Annotated in this window: 14 protein-coding genes; 13 read left to right on the plus strand and 1 reads right to left on the minus strand. The window is 39.9% G+C overall.

What is annotated here, in order from left to right:
- Positions 1-14 precede the first annotated feature (14 nt).
- Complete coding sequence (locus UB32_RS12060; protein ID WP_044394126.1) at positions 15-2,186, minus strand: glycoside hydrolase family 3 N-terminal domain-containing protein; 2,172 nt, start codon at positions 2,184-2,186, stop codon at positions 15-17.
- Between the two features lie 445 nt (positions 2,187-2,631).
- Between UB32_RS12060 and UB32_RS12065 the strand changes: the two genes are divergently transcribed.
- The 13 genes from UB32_RS12065 (at position 2,632) to UB32_RS12125 (ending at position 18,393) form a co-directional block, all read left to right on the plus strand.
- Positions 2,632-3,900, plus strand: a complete 1,269-nt coding sequence (locus tag UB32_RS12065) for a sugar ABC transporter substrate-binding protein (protein ID WP_241768495.1) — start codon at positions 2,632-2,634, stop codon at positions 3,898-3,900.
- 89 nt (positions 3,901-3,989) lie between these two features.
- Positions 3,990-4,877 (plus strand): carbohydrate ABC transporter permease, encoded by an 888-nt coding sequence (locus UB32_RS12070; protein WP_044394128.1) that lies wholly within the window; start codon positions 3,990-3,992, stop codon positions 4,875-4,877.
- A 22-nt stretch (positions 4,878-4,899) separates the two neighbouring features.
- Positions 4,900-5,760 (plus strand): carbohydrate ABC transporter permease, encoded by an 861-nt coding sequence (locus tag UB32_RS12075; protein ID WP_044394129.1) that lies wholly within the window; start codon positions 4,900-4,902, stop codon positions 5,758-5,760.
- 404 nt (positions 5,761-6,164) lie between these two features.
- Positions 6,165-6,713, plus strand: coding sequence for a glycerol-3-phosphate responsive antiterminator (locus tag UB32_RS12080; protein ID WP_044394131.1), 549 nt, complete (start codon positions 6,165-6,167; stop codon positions 6,711-6,713).
- Between the two features lie 227 nt (positions 6,714-6,940).
- On the plus strand, positions 6,941-7,765 hold the full coding sequence (locus UB32_RS12085; protein WP_044394133.1) for an MIP/aquaporin family protein: 825 nt from the start codon (positions 6,941-6,943) through the stop codon (positions 7,763-7,765).
- A 37-nt stretch (positions 7,766-7,802) separates the two neighbouring features.
- On the plus strand, positions 7,803-9,293 hold the full coding sequence (gene glpK / locus UB32_RS12090; protein WP_044394134.1) for a glycerol kinase GlpK: 1,491 nt from the start codon (positions 7,803-7,805) through the stop codon (positions 9,291-9,293).
- A gap of 154 nt (positions 9,294-9,447) precedes the next feature.
- On the plus strand, positions 9,448-11,100 hold the full coding sequence (locus UB32_RS12095) for a glycerol-3-phosphate dehydrogenase/oxidase (RefSeq protein WP_241768496.1): 1,653 nt from the start codon (positions 9,448-9,450) through the stop codon (positions 11,098-11,100).
- Between the two features lie 124 nt (positions 11,101-11,224).
- A complete protein-coding gene (locus UB32_RS12100) occupies positions 11,225-13,252 on the plus strand; it encodes a sigma 54-interacting transcriptional regulator (RefSeq protein WP_044394135.1) in 2,028 nt (675 codons plus the stop codon).
- Between the two features lie 105 nt (positions 13,253-13,357).
- On the plus strand, positions 13,358-14,353 hold the full coding sequence (gene dhaK, locus UB32_RS12105; RefSeq protein ID WP_044394137.1) for a dihydroxyacetone kinase subunit DhaK: 996 nt from the start codon (positions 13,358-13,360) through the stop codon (positions 14,351-14,353).
- An 18-nt stretch (positions 14,354-14,371) separates the two neighbouring features.
- Complete coding sequence (gene dhaL / locus UB32_RS12110) at positions 14,372-14,995, plus strand: dihydroxyacetone kinase subunit DhaL (RefSeq protein ID WP_044394138.1); 624 nt, start codon at positions 14,372-14,374, stop codon at positions 14,993-14,995.
- Positions 14,992-15,387 (plus strand): dihydroxyacetone kinase phosphoryl donor subunit DhaM, encoded by a 396-nt coding sequence (dhaM, locus tag UB32_RS12115; protein ID WP_044394140.1) that lies wholly within the window; start codon positions 14,992-14,994, stop codon positions 15,385-15,387. The genes dhaL and dhaM overlap by 4 nt, the downstream gene beginning before the upstream one ends.
- A gap of 137 nt (positions 15,388-15,524) precedes the next feature.
- A complete protein-coding gene (locus tag UB32_RS12120) occupies positions 15,525-16,097 on the plus strand; it encodes a glycerol-3-phosphate responsive antiterminator (RefSeq protein ID WP_044394142.1) in 573 nt (190 codons plus the stop codon).
- 517 nt (positions 16,098-16,614) lie between these two features.
- Entirely contained in the window at positions 16,615-18,393 is a 1,779-nt protein-coding gene (locus tag UB32_RS12125; RefSeq protein WP_044394143.1) for a sensor histidine kinase, read from the plus strand.
- Positions 18,394-18,400 lie beyond the last annotated feature (7 nt).

Raw genomic sequence — 18,400 nt, forward strand, 5'->3', positions numbered from 1 at the left:
TATTTAAGTTTAAATTACTCTTTTACAAGTTCAAACGCCATTTCCACCGTTTCCCTGCTGTTCGGTCCTACAAAAGCAATGAATTTTCCTGGGTCGCTCTTGAAAGTGAGATCTGGATGATGGTAGCGCAGTTGTTCTTCGTGAATTTCAAATTCAACTGTTACTTTTTCACCAGGCTCTAATGCGATTTTCTTGAAGCCTTTTAGTTCCTTCATCGGTCTAACGACTTCACCAGCCACGTCTCGTACATAAAGCTGGACAATTTCCTCTCCGGCACATTCACCGGTATTCTCGACCGTCACCGAAACTGTCACAGGTTTGGTAGTTGATAACGTGGTAGCGCTCAACTTTACCTCGCTATATTCAAAGCGTGTATAACTTAAGCCATAACCAAAAGGTAGCAATGGCTCGTTCGGAATATCTAAATACTGTGATACATATCGTTCCTGTGCGTCAGGTGCTCCCTGTGGCCGACCTGTGTTGAAATGGTTGTAGTAAACCGGCACCTGTCCAACGGAGTATGGGAAAGACATGGTCAGTTTCGCGGATGGATTTGCATCGCCGAATAGGATGTCAGCGACTGCGTTACCTCCTTCTGTTCCTGGATACCAAGCTTCCAGGATGGCGTCGGCTTCGTCCCATATTCCGTGGAGATCAAGCGGACGTCCATTGAATAATACGGCAACAATTGGCTTGCCAAGTTTTTTCAGCTTAGCGACAAGTTCGAGCTGCACTTTCGGCAGAAGGATATCCGCACGGGAACCAGCTTCACCGCTCATTTCTGATGCCTCGCCTAAAGCAAGGACAATCACGTCTGCTTCTTTCGCCACTTTCACTGCTTCAGCGAATTGTTCGTCAGAACCTGTTTCAATGCTACAGCCTTTTGCAGTTACTAGAAGGGAGGAATCAAGCTTCTCCTGTAAACCATCGTATAGCTGGACGGCTTTTTCTTTTGAACCAAGGAAGGACCAAGGCCCAAGAATATCGCTGCTTTTTGCAAAAGGACCAATCAAGGCAATCTTCTTGTTTGTTTTAATAGGAAGAACTCCATCATTTTTCAATAGAACGGAAGACGAAATTGCCAGCTCTTTCGCTGCCTGGCGATGCTCGTTACTCATGACCAATTCCTTCTCTAGTTCTTCGTCCGCCCCGCGGTAAGGATTTTCAAAAAGTCCTAGTTTCTCTTTCAATGTAAGAATGCGCAAAACAGATTCGTCTATAAGCTTCTCATCCACTTTTCCGCTATCAATCAGTTTTTTCAAATGGTCGACATAACAGGAAGTCATCATTTCAATATCAACGCCAGCCTGAATAGCTTTGTAGGCGGCTTCTGCTTCATCTTCTGCGACGCCGTGAGGAATCATCTCCTTCACTGCGCCCCAGTCAGAAATGAGGACGCCTTCGAAGCCCCATTCTTCGCGAAGAATATTGCGCATCAGTTGTGTATTTCCAGAAGCCGGGATGCCGTCGACTGTGTTAAAGGCAGTCATCACCATTTCACATCCTTCATCAAGTGCTGCCTTGTAGGCAGGCAGATAGGACTCCCTGAGTTGGCGTTCTGACATATTGACGGTATTGTAATCACGGCCTCCTTCAGCAGCACCATATGCTGCGAAGTGTTTCACGCATGCAGCAACCGACTTAGGATTGTTTTTCAAGTCTAAACCTTGGAAGCCACGGACAAACGCCCTAGCAAATTCTCCATTTAAGAACGGGTCCTCCCCAGTGGATTCCATGACGCGTCCCCAGCGAGGGTCACGGACCAAATCAACCATTGGCGAAAAGGTAACATGGACACCTGCAACCGCTGCCTCTGTTGCGGCAATTTCCGCACTCTTTTGTGCTTTATCCAAATCCCAAGAACAGCCGATTGCAAGTGGTATGGGGAAAATCGTCTTATATCCATGAATGACATCCGCCATGAATAAGAGAGGAATGCCGAGTCTGTTTTTTTTCAAATGAGCCTTCTGAATCTTAATAGATTCCGCTGCTCCTCCGGAAGCTCCAAGCACGGAGCCAGTGTTGCGCACATCTTCATCAGATATATTCATAGAGGCAAGCGGACCGGTTATTTGTCCTTCATTCTTAGATCCCTCGAAAAAGGGTGTGGCTAATTGAATTAGTTGTCCAATTTTTTCTTCAAGGGTCATTTTCGTTAATAATGATGTAAGTTTTTTGCTAGCCATAGGGGTGAACCTCCGATTATCTATTTAATTATTTCTTTTTATAGAAACGTTTCGAATAAAGTTACAACTGCATTATAAGCGCTTTCTTTTTTTGAGTCAACGGAAAATCGAAACGTTTCGCAAATTTTATTAGAATGATCTCGAACTTCAAATATTTTTTGAAAAAAAGTAGTGATTTAATAAAAATTTCTCTTGAAAACGATTTCATCATGAAATATAATAGCTCTATCGAAACGTTTCTACTGTGTTTGACCTTAACTTTCGAATAAAAAGGTGAAATGCTTGAATCGTTTCGCTAGATTCATCTGTATATTTTTTTGTTTGTTTTCGAAACGTTTCACTAAGGAGGTTTTCGTAAACGTACGCATAGTTTTGTAAGTATTATTGGTAGTAGCGGGAAATTTAATTGCAAGAACGTATAAAATATTATTTGGGGGTTTTACGAATGAATAGAAAAATGCTAAATGTATTCAGCAAGAAATTTGCTGCAGCAGCGATGGTCGGTACATTGGTAGTATCTGGAGCACTAGCAGGATGTTCCTCTTCCGATACAGGTTCTGAAAAAGATGGAAAAAAAGTAGTCAACGTATGGGGCATGGGGGAAGAAGCTAAGACGCTGCCAAAAATGGCAGAGGAATTCGAAAAAGAGAATCCTGATATCGATGTAAAAGTACAGGCAATACCATGGGATCAGGCACATGACAAACTTTTAACAGCAGTTGCATCCAAGCAAGGACCAGATGTTGTTCAAATGGGTACTTCTTGGATTCCTGAATTTGCATCTGCCAATGCTTTAATGGATTTGACAGAGTATACAAATCAATATCCAGAATTAGCCGCAGATAATTTTTTCGAAGGTTCTGTTGAAACAACGAAATATGATGATAAAGTAGTAGGTGTCCCTTGGTATGTGGATACTCGCGTACTATACTACCGTACAGATTTATTGGAGGAAGTTGGTTATAAAGAAGCTCCAAAGACTTGGGACGAGCTTCGTGACGCAGCCAAAAAGCTAAATGACCGCGGCGATGACAAATATGGCATTAGCATCGATACAAATGAGCAGAGCCTATCCTTCATGCTTGCGCGGCAGAATGGATCTAAGCTAATCGAAGGAAATAAGGCTTATTTCAACGAACCAGAATTTGTCGAAGCAGTGGAATACATGAATAGCTTTTTCAAGGATGGTTCAGCTCCAGTTGACCTCGGACTTGATATTATCCAGGCGTTTAAAGGTGAGGGGATTTTGCCAATGTTCATCTCCGGCCCTTGGATGGTGAAGCTGATTAACGACCAGGCACCTGAGATAGAAGGCAAGTGGGCGACTGCGGTCCTTCCAGCTAAGGATACGAACACATCTATTTTAGGCGGATCTGACCTTTCTGTATTTCAATACACTAAAAACAAAGAAGAAGCTCTTAAATTCCTTGCTTATATGAGCAAGCCTGAAACTCAGATCAAATGGCTTGAATTGACTAATACATTGCCAGCTAACAAAGAAGCATGGAATGACAAGCAGCTTCAAGAAAACCAATATTACAAAGTGTTTGGGGATCAATTGGAAAATGCACAGCCAATGCCTGTAATTAAGCCTTTCGAGAAAATCGCCCAAGATTTCTTGACGAGATTCGAAAAGATCTATCGCGGCGGTGCTGACATTCAGGAAGAAATGGATGCATTCGATAAAGAAGCCGAGGAACTCCTCGCCAAATAATGTTAAGAACAAGTGGACTGGCAGGTATTTGCCTGCCGGTTACCTACTTTAGTCCAGTATAATCTGGAATTGGAAAGAAGGGACTAACAATGAAAAGCTTTTTGGCAAACAAGACTCCTTACTTTTTTATAGCTCCTGCCATTATCCTTCTATCATTATTTTCGATACTACCTATCTTTGTAGCGCTGTTTATCAGCTTTACGGATCTTGATTTAGTCGGGATTGCCGATTGGTCATTGGTTAGCTTTGTTGGCCTGGAAAATTATAAAGAAGTGGTAAGTGACCCGATATTCGTCAAATCTATTTTGAATACCTTGTTTTATGTTGTGATTGGTGTACCGCTCGTTATTGTTCTTTCTCTTGCTATAGCCTTAATGATCAATTTTGGCAAAGCGCGTATTTTCAAGGCCTTCCGGGTTGTCTTCTACATGCCTTCGATTACAAACGTTGTAGCGGTTGCCGTTGTCTGGAGCTATCTGTACAACCCTCATCTAGGTTTATTCAACTATATATTAAACCTGTTTCACCTGCCGGATGTACCATGGCTTCAGGACCCGACCATAGCAAAAATTTCATTGATCTTGCTGGCGCTATGGAGAGCAATCGGTCTTAATATGATCATTTTCCTGGCAGCTTTGCAAGGGATTCCAAAAACTTATTATGAAGCTGCGCAGCTTGACGGTGCAAACAATTGGAAACAGCTTACAAAGATCACAATTCCGTTGCTTCGATATGCCATTTTCTTTGTATCGATTACAACAATGATAGGCTGGCTGCAGTTCTTCGAAGAACCATTTGTCATGACCAATGGAGGGCCGCTTGATAGTACGACTTCTGTTGCACTGTTCATCTACCGAAACGGCTTTCAGTTCTCAAACTTTGGCTATGCAGCAGCAGGATCTTTCCTATTATTCATTGCGATCATTATCATTACGATGATTCAATTCAAGATCCAAAATAAACAGCAGGACTATTGAGGAAAGCAGAGGTGGGAGACAAATGAAATTCAGTGCAGTTTCCAATCAGTCATTAAGCAAGAGTATAAAGCAGGAAAGAAGACAGCAATGGGTTGTGGGTATCATCCTGGCGCTTGGCGGTATTTTGGTGTCCCTTCCATTTGTGTGGATGATCCTTTCTGCCTTCAAGCCAGAAAGTGAAGTTATGGCATTAACACCGACGCTGTTCCCTGAAAAATGGACAATCGAGAATTTTAAAAACCTTTTTGTGAATATGAATTTCGGCCTCTATTTGAAAAATACAGTCGTCGTGGTTCTTTGGTCTTTTGTTGGCTTGTTCTTAAATGCGATGGCCGGTTATGCTTTTGCTAAATTTGAATTTAAAGGCAGTAAACAATTGTTTTTCATGGTTCTGGCGACAATGATGATTCCAGGACAGGTAACGATGATTCCCGTATATTTGATTTTGAACCAAATGCACTTAATAAATACAATGGCAGGGATTGTGCTTCCGGGTTTAGTGGGGGCATTCGGTATCTTCCTGTTCCGCCAGTTCATGACCACCATCCCAGACGAACTGCTCGAAGCAGCAAGACTCGATGGCGCCGGCGAATTACGAGTTTTCTGGCAGATTGTCCTGCCGATGACAAAGCCAATTCTTGCAGTACAAGGAATTTTCACGTTCATTGCAGGTTGGAACAGCTTCTTGTGGCCGCTGATCATTGCCAACGATGAAAGTCTTTACACATTATCAGTAGGGCTGCAGCTGCTAAAAGGTCAATATGGAGGGAACTTCGCTTTGCAAATGGCCGGGTCAACCTTCATGGTCGTTCCAATCGTCATCATCTTCATCCTCTTCCAGAAATATATAATAGATGGATATACCATTTCAGGAATGAAGTAAAGTGATTTTTAATCAAACGTTTGATCAAGGAAAGAACCTCAGGTGACTGGGGTTTTTTATTAGTTCCTCGACTTGCTTATCCGAAAAATAATGCTCTCCCATAAAATCACCCTCTTTTTACGATATAAAATAATAATACGACAAAAAAACCTGTAAAACAGACGGATAGGTAGTTTTTTATCCGTGTCTGTTTTACATTATCTAGTTTTTCTCATTTTCACATCTTTTTTCTAAATTAAGGGTTATAAGTCCCATTTTATTTTGTGGAAATTACAATACTAGAAAAATGAGCAGCTTTAAATAAATAATTTCCTCAAATAAAAGAATCATTGAAGTTTAACCATATTGATATTTCCATCAGTTCCCTCTATCATAAAAGGAAAGGCTTAAAGGATGCGAAGCATATGAATCAAAAGATTCTCCCAGCCTCATCAAATATGAAGGATTTTGAATTGTTTTTGAAAAGTCCGTACGAGATTGGCATTTTTCTTGAAATGCATATTGCTCAGCTAAAGTATGTAAGTGCGATGGCAGAAACGCATGGAAAGAAGATGCTTTATCATATGGATATGATCCATGGAATCAAAAGTGATGATTACTCTACAGAGTTTATCAGCCAAGAATATAAGCCGTATGGTCTAATATCGACCAAATCTAACGTGATTTTAAAAGCGAAGCAAAAGGGAATAATTGCGGTTCAACGTGTTTTTCTTCTAGACTCACATGCTCTTGAGAAAAGTTATAAGCTTCTTGAGAATACACAGCCGGATTTTGTTGAAGTCCTTCCCGGTATTGTGCCAGAATTGATTACTGAAGTGAATGAAAGGATGAATATATCGCTGTTCGCAGGAGGTTTTATCAGGAGTATAAGAGATGTTGAAAAGGCATTAGAAGCTGGAGCAAAGGCGGTTACAACATCAAAAAAAGAATGTTGGAAACATTTTGCTCAATGATCAACAAACTCTATAAGAAATATAAAAATCAAAATAATAAAGTAAACGTGTTGACAGCGTTTTCAAATTTAAGTATACTATAATTACAAGTTAAGAATGTGACGGAGAATGGGAGATTCACACGGAAATACCTGGTTTTTTAGGTATGCTCTGTTGTGGGTCTCTCTTTTTTTGCACCTTCTTAGTTGTATATACATCATTATGGATACAGGAAAGGGGAATTGTGTATGTCGCCATTTTTGGGAGAAGTAGTTGGCACGATGATTTTGATTGTTTTCGGTGCTGGGATCGGTGCTGGGTCGTCGTTGAAAAATTCTTATGCAAAGGATGCTGGCTGGATCGTTATTACGATCGCGTGGGGGCTTGCAGTCACAATGGGAGTTTTTGCAGTAGGTTCGATAAGCGGCGCCCATCTTAACCCGGCTGTTACACTGGCACTTGCGATTGATGGCTCATTTCCATGGGCAGATGTACCAGGATATATTTTGGCACAGATGATTGGGGCTGTAATTGGGGCAACACTAGTATTCTTACATTATCTTCCTCACTGGAAAGCAACTAATGATCCAGGCGCGAAATTGGGTGTTTTCTCTACTGGACCAGCAATTCCTAACACATTTTCAAACTTATTTAGTGAAATTTTCGGCACTTTTATTCTTGTATTAGGTTTATTATTTATTGGAGCAAACAAATTTACTGAAGGATTGAACCCAATAGCAGTTGGATTGTTGATCGTAGTAATCGGTATGTCTCTTGGGGGTACAACAGGATATGCAATTAATCCGGCACGTGACCTTGGCCCGCGTATTGCCCACTTTCTGCTGCCAATTCCGGGAAAAGGCGGGTCTAATTGGGGCTATTCGTGGATTCCAGTTGTTGGCCCGCTCTTAGGAGGCTCACTTGGTGCAGTCGCATACAAAGCTCTTTTTTCTGGAGAAATTACAGGGACTTTTTGGCTTGTAGTAAGCATAGCGGCAGCAGTTTTGGTGTTAGCTTATACAGTTGGAAAAAAACAACCTGGACAGTTTGATGCATCTAAAATCGGAGCGTAATAATGAAAGCGGTTAAATAATTTGGGGAGGTATATTAATGGAAAATTACATTTTATCTTTAGACCAGGGGACTACAAGTTCAAGGGCAATTCTTTTTAACAAAGCAGGAGAGATTGTTCATGTTGCTCAAAAGGAATTCACACAGCATTTCCCGAAGCCTGGTTGGGTTGAACACAATGCGAATGAAATTTGGGGTTCTGTTCTTGCTGTTATTGCAAGTGTTTTATCTGAAGCTAATGTAAAACCTGAACAAGTAGCAGGAATTGGTATTACAAATCAACGTGAAACAACAGTGGTATGGGATAAGGAAACAGGAGTGCCTGTTTACAATGCAATAGTATGGCAATCAAGACAAACAAGCGGAATTTGCGATGAGCTGAAAGAAAAAGGGTATAACGACCTTTTCAGGGATAAAACTGGATTATTAATTGATGCTTATTTCTCAGGTACTAAAGTGAAATGGATCCTTGACAATGTTGAGGGAGCAAGACAGAGGGCTATAGATGGAAAACTGTTATTCGGTACGATTGATACCTGGCTAATCTGGAAGCTTTCTGGCGGACGTGCTCATGTGACGGACTATAGCAATGCATCACGGACACTAATGTTCAATATTTATGACTTGAAGTGGGATGAGGAACTTTTGAATATTCTTGAAATTCCAGCATCCATGCTACCAGAGGTTAAGCCTTCATCTGAGGTGTATGCTAACACAGTTGCTTACCACTTTTTCGGCCAGGAAGTCCCAATCGCTGGAGCAGCTGGCGATCAGCAGGCAGCTTTGTTCGGTCAGGCATGTTTCGAGAAAGGAATGGCGAAAAATACTTATGGAACAGGTTGTTTCATGCTAATGAATACCGGTGAAAAAGCGGTTAAATCAGAGCATGGGTTATTGACAACACTTGCATGGGGATTGAATGGCAAGGTTGAATACGCACTTGAAGGAAGTATTTTTGTCGCCGGTTCTGCGATCCAATGGCTTCGTGACGGCTTGAGGATGCTCAAGAGTGCAAAGGATAGCGAAGATTATGCAACAAAAGTGGAGTCCACTGACGGTGTCTATGTTGTTCCAGCGTTCGTCGGGTTGGGAACACCATATTGGGATAGCGACGTAAGAGGTGCTGTTTTCGGGTTGACACGCGGAACAAGCAAAGAGCATTTTGTACGAGCAACTCTTGAGTCACTGGCATATCAGACGAAGGATGTTCTGTCCGCTATGGAAGCAGATTCAGGCATCGAGTTGAAGACCCTTCGTGTTGACGGAGGTGCAGTTATGAACAACTTTCTAATGAATTTTCAGAGTGATATACTCAATGTTCCAGTTGAAAGACCGGTTGTAAATGAAACAACTGCATTAGGAGCAGCGTATCTAGCAGGCCTTGCGGTTGGTTACTGGGAAAGCCAGGACGAAATAGCTTCACAGTGGGCAATAGACCGCTCATTTGAACCGAAGATGGGTGAGGAAGATCGCAGCCAGCTGTACGGTGGCTGGAAAAAAGCTGTAAAGGCAGCTATGGCTTTTAAATAATTTATTTTTAGAATTTCTATATATAAATTCACCGTAAAAATTGTGTGAAAAGTATACAAGTTAATAAAATGGCATGAGATCTGGAGAGACCGCGAAGCATTATTTTGGTAATGTTTTTCGGGTCCTCTTTTTCTATTTTAAGGAGGGAATCACCGTGTTCACTAATTTAAAACGCAATGAAATTATCTCCAACTTAAAAAACAATACATTTGATTTACTGGTAATTGGAGGTGGGATAACTGGTGCAGGAATTGCTTTGGATGCAACCGTGAGGGGGTTAAGTACCGCGGTACTTGAAATGCAGGACTTTGCTGCGGGAACTTCCAGTCGTTCAACCAAACTAGTTCATGGAGGTCTGCGGTATTTAAAACAGTTAGATGTTAAGGTTGTGGCTGAGGTCGGGAAGGAACGCTCAATTGTTTATGAAAACGGTCCGCACGTTACTACCCCAGAGTGGATGCTGCTACCTTTTCATAAGGGTGGAACTTTTGGCAGTTTTTCTACTTCAATTGGCTTGAGAGTCTATGACTTCCTTGCTGGCGTAAAAAAGAGCGAACGCCGAACAATGTTTTCAAAGGAAGAAACTTTGCGCAAGGAGCCGCTTATTAAAAAGGAAGGCTTAAAGGGTGGCGGTTATTACGTAGAATATCGTACGGATGATGCGCGTTTGACAATTGAAGTTATAAAGGCAGCTGTCGACAAGGGAGCAAATGCTTTGAATTATTCAAAGGTAAATGAGCTTTTGTATGAGAAAGGCAAGGTTACCGGAGTTACAGTCAAAGATCAACTTTCCGGCAAAGTATATAATGTATATGCAAGGAAAATCATCAACGCCACAGGTCCATGGGTCGATGATATTCGTGAAAAGGACGGTTCCAAAAAAGGCAAGAGCCTGATTTTATCTAAAGGTGTCCATATAGTCATCGACCAGTCACGATTCCCGCTGAAGCAGGCAGTGTATTTTGATACACCAGATAAGCGAATGGTGTTTGCCATCCCGAGGGGAAACAAGGCATACGTAGGAACAACTGATACATTTTTTGACAAAGATAAAGCCAATCCAAAGATGAACAAGGAAGACATGGATTATCTGCTCAATGCAATCAATTACATGTTCCCCGAGATAAAAGCAAAGCCTGAAGACGTTGAATCCAGCTGGGCTGGTATTCGCCCATTGATTCATGAAGAAGGCAAAGGGCCGTCTGAAATCTCTCGTAAAGATGAAATCTGGGAATCTGAAACAGGACTGATTACTATTGCAGGGGGGAAATTAACAGGTTATCGCAAAATGGCAGAAACTATTGTTGATCTTGTTGCCAGTAAATTTTTTACAGAGGAAGGACGAAAGCTCAAATCTAGCCAAACGAAAGATCTTCCGATTTCAGGAGGAGATTTCGGCGGCTCAGATAAATTCGAAAGGTACGTTGATTTAGCTGCGGGTCATGGAATCAAAGTTGGTTTTTCAAAAGAAGAAGCAAAAAAACTGGCAGCTTTTTATGGTTCCAATGTCCAAACAGTCTTTGATCTTGTCAGTGAGAGAAAAGAAGAAGCACAGGAGTTTAATCTCCCATTAGTCACCTTTGCGAAACTAATCTATGGAATTGAATATGAGTTTATCGCCACTCTGGTTGATTTTTATTTCAGAAGAACAGGGGATTTATTGTTTGATATAAAAACAGTATACCAAACATCAGAAGCAGTAAGTGCCTATATTGCTGAGCGCTTTAACTGGACAGAAGCTGAAAAAGAAAAATTTGAAGCGGAATTAAAAGAAGAAATTAAAAAGGCTACCACTCCAGTTGTGTGAAAGTTTGATTACAGATCGATCCCGTTTCTATTAAATGGGAATGGTATGGTAATATCATACTAAGAAAAATAAAAAAACTAATTTAAAAGATTGCTTTCTTAGGAAGTAGCAAGGGGGGGAGTCTATGCATGAAATGATTATTCAAGTACAGCAGAAAAATGGCTTGCATGTCAGAAGTGCTGCATCGTTGATAGCGATGCTTCAAAATACAGTGAATGACGACCTGAAGCTGAAGAATATTAATATAGAATACAAGGGGGTAAGTGTGGGGATTACTAACTTGCTTTCTCTTGTTTCTCTAAAAGTAAAACAAGGTGATTATATTAAATTGATATTTGAAGACATCATATCACCTGAATTAAAAACTAAAATCATAAGATTTTTTACTAATAATGAACAAGCAGGCATGCAAGAGCTGGAAACAGATAGATTGTTGATGGAAAATTCTGTCGTTATGCAGGAAGCTGTTTCCAATATGCCTAATGGAATGATTGTTGTTAATAGTAAAAATATAATAACTTTTGTAAATGACGCTGCTGTACGACTTTTAGAAGTATCTGCGAACGACCTGTTAAATAGAAGAGCAGATAAAGTAATTCCGCATTCGAGACTCCAGGATATCCTACAAACTGGGCAGACAAGATTTGCCGAAAAACAAATGCTGAAAAACAATACGATTCTGGTAAATCGCGCACCTATTTATCTTGATGGCAAATTGATCGGGGCAGTTGCGATTTTTCAGGACATCTCTGATTTAGAAAAAATAAATTCGGAACTAAAAAAAGAACGAGAGCTTCAAGAACTGTTAAATCTTGTCCTTGACTCGGTTACAGATTATATCACCCTCACCGATAATGACGGCACTTGTATGTATATGAATGAACAAATGGACAAGCTGTTGGATAGTATGGATAGGGAGAGGTTTGCGGAAAATCTTATAGGGAAAAGGGCATGGACAAAACTTGCAGCCGAGAAAAATGCTTTTTACAATGATATTAAAATTATTCATAATGAATCATATGTTGTCAAAGTGAATCCTATATTAATAGATAGTAAGTTTCATGGTTCTGTCGTTTCATTAAGTCCATGGAATGAAGTGAAGTCATTAATGAATAAGCTTGAAGCCATGGAAGAACGTGCGAAATACCTTGAAGATGAGCTATCCAAGCATTTACAGTTGGATGATTCCTTTTCTTCGATTATCGGACGGAGCGGGGCATTGATGGATAGTTTGACCATTGCCAACAAGGTTTCAAAGATGGTCTCTACGGTGTTAATTACCGGTGAAAGCGGAACAGGAAAGGAACTCGTTGCACGTGCCATTCATGAATCCAGTAATCGTAAAAACAAACCATTCATCAGGGTTAATTGTTCAGTCATTCCACATAACTTGATCGAGAGTGAATTGTTTGGACATGAGAGAGGTGCATTTACGGGGGCAGATAAAACACGACAAGGGAAGTTTGAACTCGCCGACAAGGGAACGATATTCCTTGATGAAATTGGTACTTTGAATTTAGAAGTTCAGGTAAAGCTTCTCAGAGTGTTGCAGGAGCGAGAAATCGAAAGGGTGGGAGGAAATAAAACAATCAGTTTGGATGTAAGAATCATTGCAGCCACTAATGAAGATTTATCCAAAATGATGGACGAAAAGAAGTTCAGGGAGGATCTATACTATCGCCTAAATGTTATTCCAGTGCACTTGCCTCCATTGAGAAATCGCAAAGGTGATATCCCTCTCCTGGTAGATCATTTTCGAAAGTATTATAACCGCCTGCTGGGAAAAAGTATCAAACATTATGAACAAGGATTTTTGGAAGGGCTCGGAGAATATCATTGGCCAGGGAATATTAGGGAATTACAGAATACGATAGAACGCGCCGTGGCTCTATCAGGAGATGAAATGTTGTACTGTAGGGATCTACCTCAATACATTTCCAACCGTGGCAGGAAGAACTTACAGGTTAATTTTAGTGATGATATATTGACTTTGGAGGCTTATGAGAAACAAATCTTTGAGCATGCTGCACACTTTTATCCTAGTTACAACCAACTGGCGAAAGCATTGGGAATCACACATAAAACCGCCGCAAGCAAACTAAGGAAATATAATTTAGACCATATACTTGGGAGAAAATATCAACCCACTTGATAAAAATTACCCTAATGGTGTAGTCAACCTTGAATAAAGCAGTAATTTTTTATGGCATGTTTCTTGCATTTAATAATAGTAGAAACAGAAAAAGGAGGGTTTTAGATGAAGAAATTGATTAATGATCCTGAAAGCGTTGTTTCGGAGATGGTTGCTGGATTTGTGGCAGCTTATCCAAAAAAGGTAAAGCAGGTTCCAGGTACAAATGTAGTTGTAAGAGCAGATGCTCCTGTTCAGGGTAAAGTAGGCATAGTCTCTGGCGGGGGAAGCGGCCATGAACCAGCCCATGGAGGTTATGTCGGTAAAGGAATGCTTGATGGGGCAGTGGCGGGGGAAGTATTTACATCTCCGACCCCAGACCAGGTCTTTGAAGCGATTAAGGCTGTGGATGGTGGAAAGGGAGTTCTTCTGGTAATTAAGAATTACACTGGAGATGTAATGAATTTTGAAATGGCAGCTGAATTGGCTGAAGTAGAAGGGATTAAAGTTGAAAAAGTAATCGTCAACGATGATGCCGCAGTTGAAAATTCTACATATACAGTTGGCAAACGCGGTATTGCTGGAACCGTCTTAGTACACAAAATTGCTGGTGCATTGGCGGAAACAGGCGCAACATTGGAAGAAGTGGCAGCGGTTGCAAATAAAGTTGTCGCCAATTTAAGCACCATGGGAATGGCCTTGTCACCAAGTACAATTCCTGCTGCAGGAAAGCCTGGTTTTACTATTGATGAGAATGAAATGGAAATTGGAACTGGCATTCATGGCGAGCCAGGGATAGAACGAAGTGAGATAAAAACCGCTGATGAAGTGGCAGACATTCTTCTTAACAAAGTTGTCAATCAGCTACATCTTGAAAAAAACAATGAAGTCGCTGTGATGATTAATGGGCTGGGAGCAACACCGTTGATGGAATTGTATATCGTCAACAATAGAGTATCATCTGTTTTAAAGGAAATGGATATCTCGGTTCGTGAAACCTTTATCGGTGAATATATGACTTCACTTGAAATGGCAGGTTGTTCCATCACACTTCTGCGACTTGATCAGCAACTTTCTGAGCTGCTTGACGCGCAGGCTGATACTATCGCATTCAAAAAATAACAAAAAGGAGAATAATCTATGGCATTTACAGTTGATGAAGCAAAATTATGGTTGATTAATCTTAATAAAATCTACCAACAAGAAAAAATGTATTTGTCTGAACTTGACCAAGCAATTGGTGATGGGGACCATGGTATTAATATGGCAAGAGGTTTTAACGAATTAAACAAAAAGCTAGAAACAGCTGAATATCATACTACTGCTGACTTATTTAAAGATGCAGGGATGGTATTGCTATCGAAAGTTGGAGGAGCTTCCGGCCCTCTATATGGAACCGCATTTATAAAAGCTGGAGGAGCATTAAAAGACAAAGAAGAAGTAACCAAAGAGGAACTTGCCGCTGCTTTGTTTGAATCCTTAGAGGGTCTTAAGCTTAGAGGAAAAGCCCGCTTAGAGGATAAAACCATGCTTGATGTCTGGATTCCGGCCATTGAATTTTTACAGAATCATCCAAAAGTTGATTGGGATGAATTTAAAAAATTAGTGAAGGAAAAAATGGAAGGTACAAAGAAACTTGAAGCAAAAAAAGGCAGGGCCTCTTATCTCGGAATCCGATCTGTCGGGCATATTGATCCTGGAGCTGCTTCCTCCTATTTATTATTTGTAGAGTTAGCAAGAGTATGCGAGGGAGTTGGATTATGACCAATGTAGGAATTGTCTTAGTATCCCACAGTCTTGAACTTGTAAAGGGACTGGAGGAGTTATTGAACCAAATCAAGCAAAGTGTTCCGATTGCGATTGCAGGAGGAACAGATGAGAATGAAATAGGAACTGATGTATTTAAAATAAAACAGGCAATTCAATCTGTATACTCTGAAAAAGGCGTTGCTGTTTTGTTTGACTTAGGGAGCGCGTTAATCAACGCCGAGCTCGCACTCGAAATGCTTGATGACACTAAATACATTAAAATCGCGGATGCTCCACTTGTGGAAGGGGCATATGCAGCTGTGGTTCAATCAGGAATCGGTGGAACCCTTGTGGAAGTCATCGGTTCTGCGGAAGAAACAAAGAATCTCCAAAAGATTATCCGATAGTCCTTCTTCCCAGATGGTGTCAGAATAGAAAAGAGATTACTAAGAACTTAAAAAAGGAAAACTATCTGAGCGACGGGGAATGGCTATAGTTAAAGGAAACAATGGATTGACTTTAATAAATAAAAAAAGGTGTTTCTATGAACTTTAATGGACAAAGTTTGATACCTGTTTCCAAGAATATGTGCCAATATGATTTATTTTTAAAAAGTGGCTTTGAATACGGAGTGTATCTTGATACCGATCTGATTCATTTGAAACCCATTTCCGAGCTTGCGAAAGAATATAACAAAAAGTTAATAATCCACACTGACATGATCCAAGGACTGAAAAACGACGAATATTCGATTGAGTATATTTGCCAGGATATCAAGCCATTTGGGATTATCTCAACAAGACCAAGCGTTCTTGCTAAAGCTAAAAAACGCGGCCTGTTGACTATCCAGCGTGTCTTTTTACTCGACTCACAAGCTTTGAAAAAAAGTTACGAAATTGCCCAAAAAACCCAGGCGGATTATCTGGAAATCCTTCCGGGAATCCTTCCTGATTTTATCAGGAAGATTTCCAATGATATCGACATACCCGTCCTTACAGGAGGCCTCGTAACCACAAGAGAAGAAGTTAACTGTGCCCTGCGTGCAGGGGCACAGGCTGTTACCACCTCCAATGTGGCTTTGTGGAAGGCGGTAGAAAGATTACGAATAGTTACTTGAAAGTTTTAAAGAGCTCCAGTCAAAACTGGAGCTCTTTAGTGCATATCATTTTGTTTCAGCCATAGGTAAAGAAGTAATGGTTCAAGTCTATAATTACTCAAGAAATTAATGAAGAATCAAATGAAATACCTTTCATTTTCATAAGGTACTTCATAAAATTAAGGGCTCCGTTAATAAATTTAAAACGTGCTATGTTCCTTCGATGCAAACATGACTCTGTTAATAGATTGTAAACAGAAAAATCTTTGAAGAATGCAGATTGTATCCTCTTCGTATATTACAGATGAATGCGTCCCCGAATACTCACTCTTACATTAAACTCCCTACCTTTACATTAAGAATGGATGAAAGTTAACCAGAAATTCTTTAGTGTAAAATATTCAAAAAATTATTATTCTCTAACTATCTTATCCCAGTACGTACATTATCTGTGTTAAATTGAGTTATAAGATTCTAATTAAATCTCTCGTGTTCGATTTACAATAAAAAAAATTCAATGCTGCCAGCGAGGAATAGTATGATGAAAAGATTAAATACATTTAAAAACTTAACCTTAAAATATAAACTGATCATTTCTTTTTCAAGTTTCATCATTATCCCTTTTTTGGCGGTAGGCGGAACTTTATCATGGCTTTATCTCGACTCAAATCGAAATATGACTCTGTCTGCTGCCAGTTTGAATAATGATCAAATTATCAGGAATATCGATACGACATTGAATTCAATCTTTCGGTTGACGATGTACCCGATTCATGACCAGGAAATTTTTGAGATATTGCGAAAGGATTATTCGAAGCTTAAAAACCCAGGGTTTGAAAGGTCTAAAGATTTTGACAGAGTGAATGCAGTTATCCAAAATAATATCCTCTTATATTCTGATGTCATCGATTCCGTTACTCTGTATCATATGAAGGATAAAATCATTATTGGCAGAAGCAATGTACAATTTGTGGATTATTCCTATTTGAAAAAGGATTATCTAAATGAATCATATATTAAAGAAATATTAAGCAAGAACGGAGAGCTTGTACCAATTGGTGTCCATAGTGACAGACTGACTAAAAAGAAAGAGTATGTCGTCTCAGTTGGTCGGGCCATCGTTGATCCCTATACAAGTGAGGATATTGGTATTATTCTGATTAATATTGATATTGATAAATTGAAACAGTTTTGGAGCAATATTGGTTTTACTGAGCATACAGAGTTTTATTTACTAGATAAAGAAAATGTAATCATTCATAGCAGAGACACGACGGACATTGGGCAGCATCTAAATACTGTTTTTAAAGATACTATTGTTTATAAAAACCGCATACAGGAGCAAAAGGTTAATGAACAAGATGCCTTTGTACTTACTTCAACTTCGGACATTTCAGAGTGGCGTGCAGTTACAGTCATCCCTAAAAGGGAATTGTTCCAGCTTCTTAATACAATTTTAAAGCTGATGTTTATCATTATTACATTTGGACTCATTCTGTCAATTTTGGCGTCTATTTATATTGCGACTGGCATAACAAAGCCTCTATCAATTCTTGAGAAGAAAATGCAGCAAGTATCTGAAGGTGACCTGGATATAAAAGTTGGATTGACTGGGGGAGATATTGGGAGGATCAGCACTACGATTGATGCGATGCTGGATCAGATCAGGAATTTGATTTCGAAGATTTATCTGGAGGAGTCGGAAAAAAGGAAGCATGAGATGCTTGCTATGCAATCTCAGATTCGACCTCACTTTATGTATAATACATTAAACGTGATTAAATGGATGGCCAAAATGCAGGGTGCTAGCGGAATTGAGGACGCCTTAAATTCATTCTCATCTGTTATAAAGTTTACTGCTAAAACGGAAGGCGATTTGGTAACAGTAAAGGAAGAAACAGATTTTATCAAAGACTATATTCAAATACTTGATTTAAGGTATTTCAATAAGTTTGATGTAAAATACGAAATAGAGGAAGATGTGCTTGAATATAAAACTTTAAAATTCCTTCTTCAACCGTTGGTGGAGAATGCGGTCTTCCATGGCTTTGATGAAGTTGAGGAAAAAGGGTTATTGGAAATTAAAGTTTATAAAGAAAATGATAAGCTCATTTTAATTGTGAAAGATAATGGGAGCGGGATACCTGATGAAAAGATAGACGATAGTCAGACTAGTAATCAAAAGCTAAATTCAATTGGAATCGGCAACATCAAAAAACGAATAGAGTTGAATTTTGGCAAAGAATATGGATTGTATTTAACAAGTCAAAAGAACCATGGAACTATAGCAAAAATGGAGTTGCCTATCATGAAATAGAATCGAG

It is taken from the genome of Mesobacillus subterraneus, from assembly GCF_000934845.1.
Classification (GTDB): domain Bacteria; phylum Bacillota; class Bacilli; order Bacillales; family Cytobacillaceae; genus Mesobacillus; species Mesobacillus stamsii.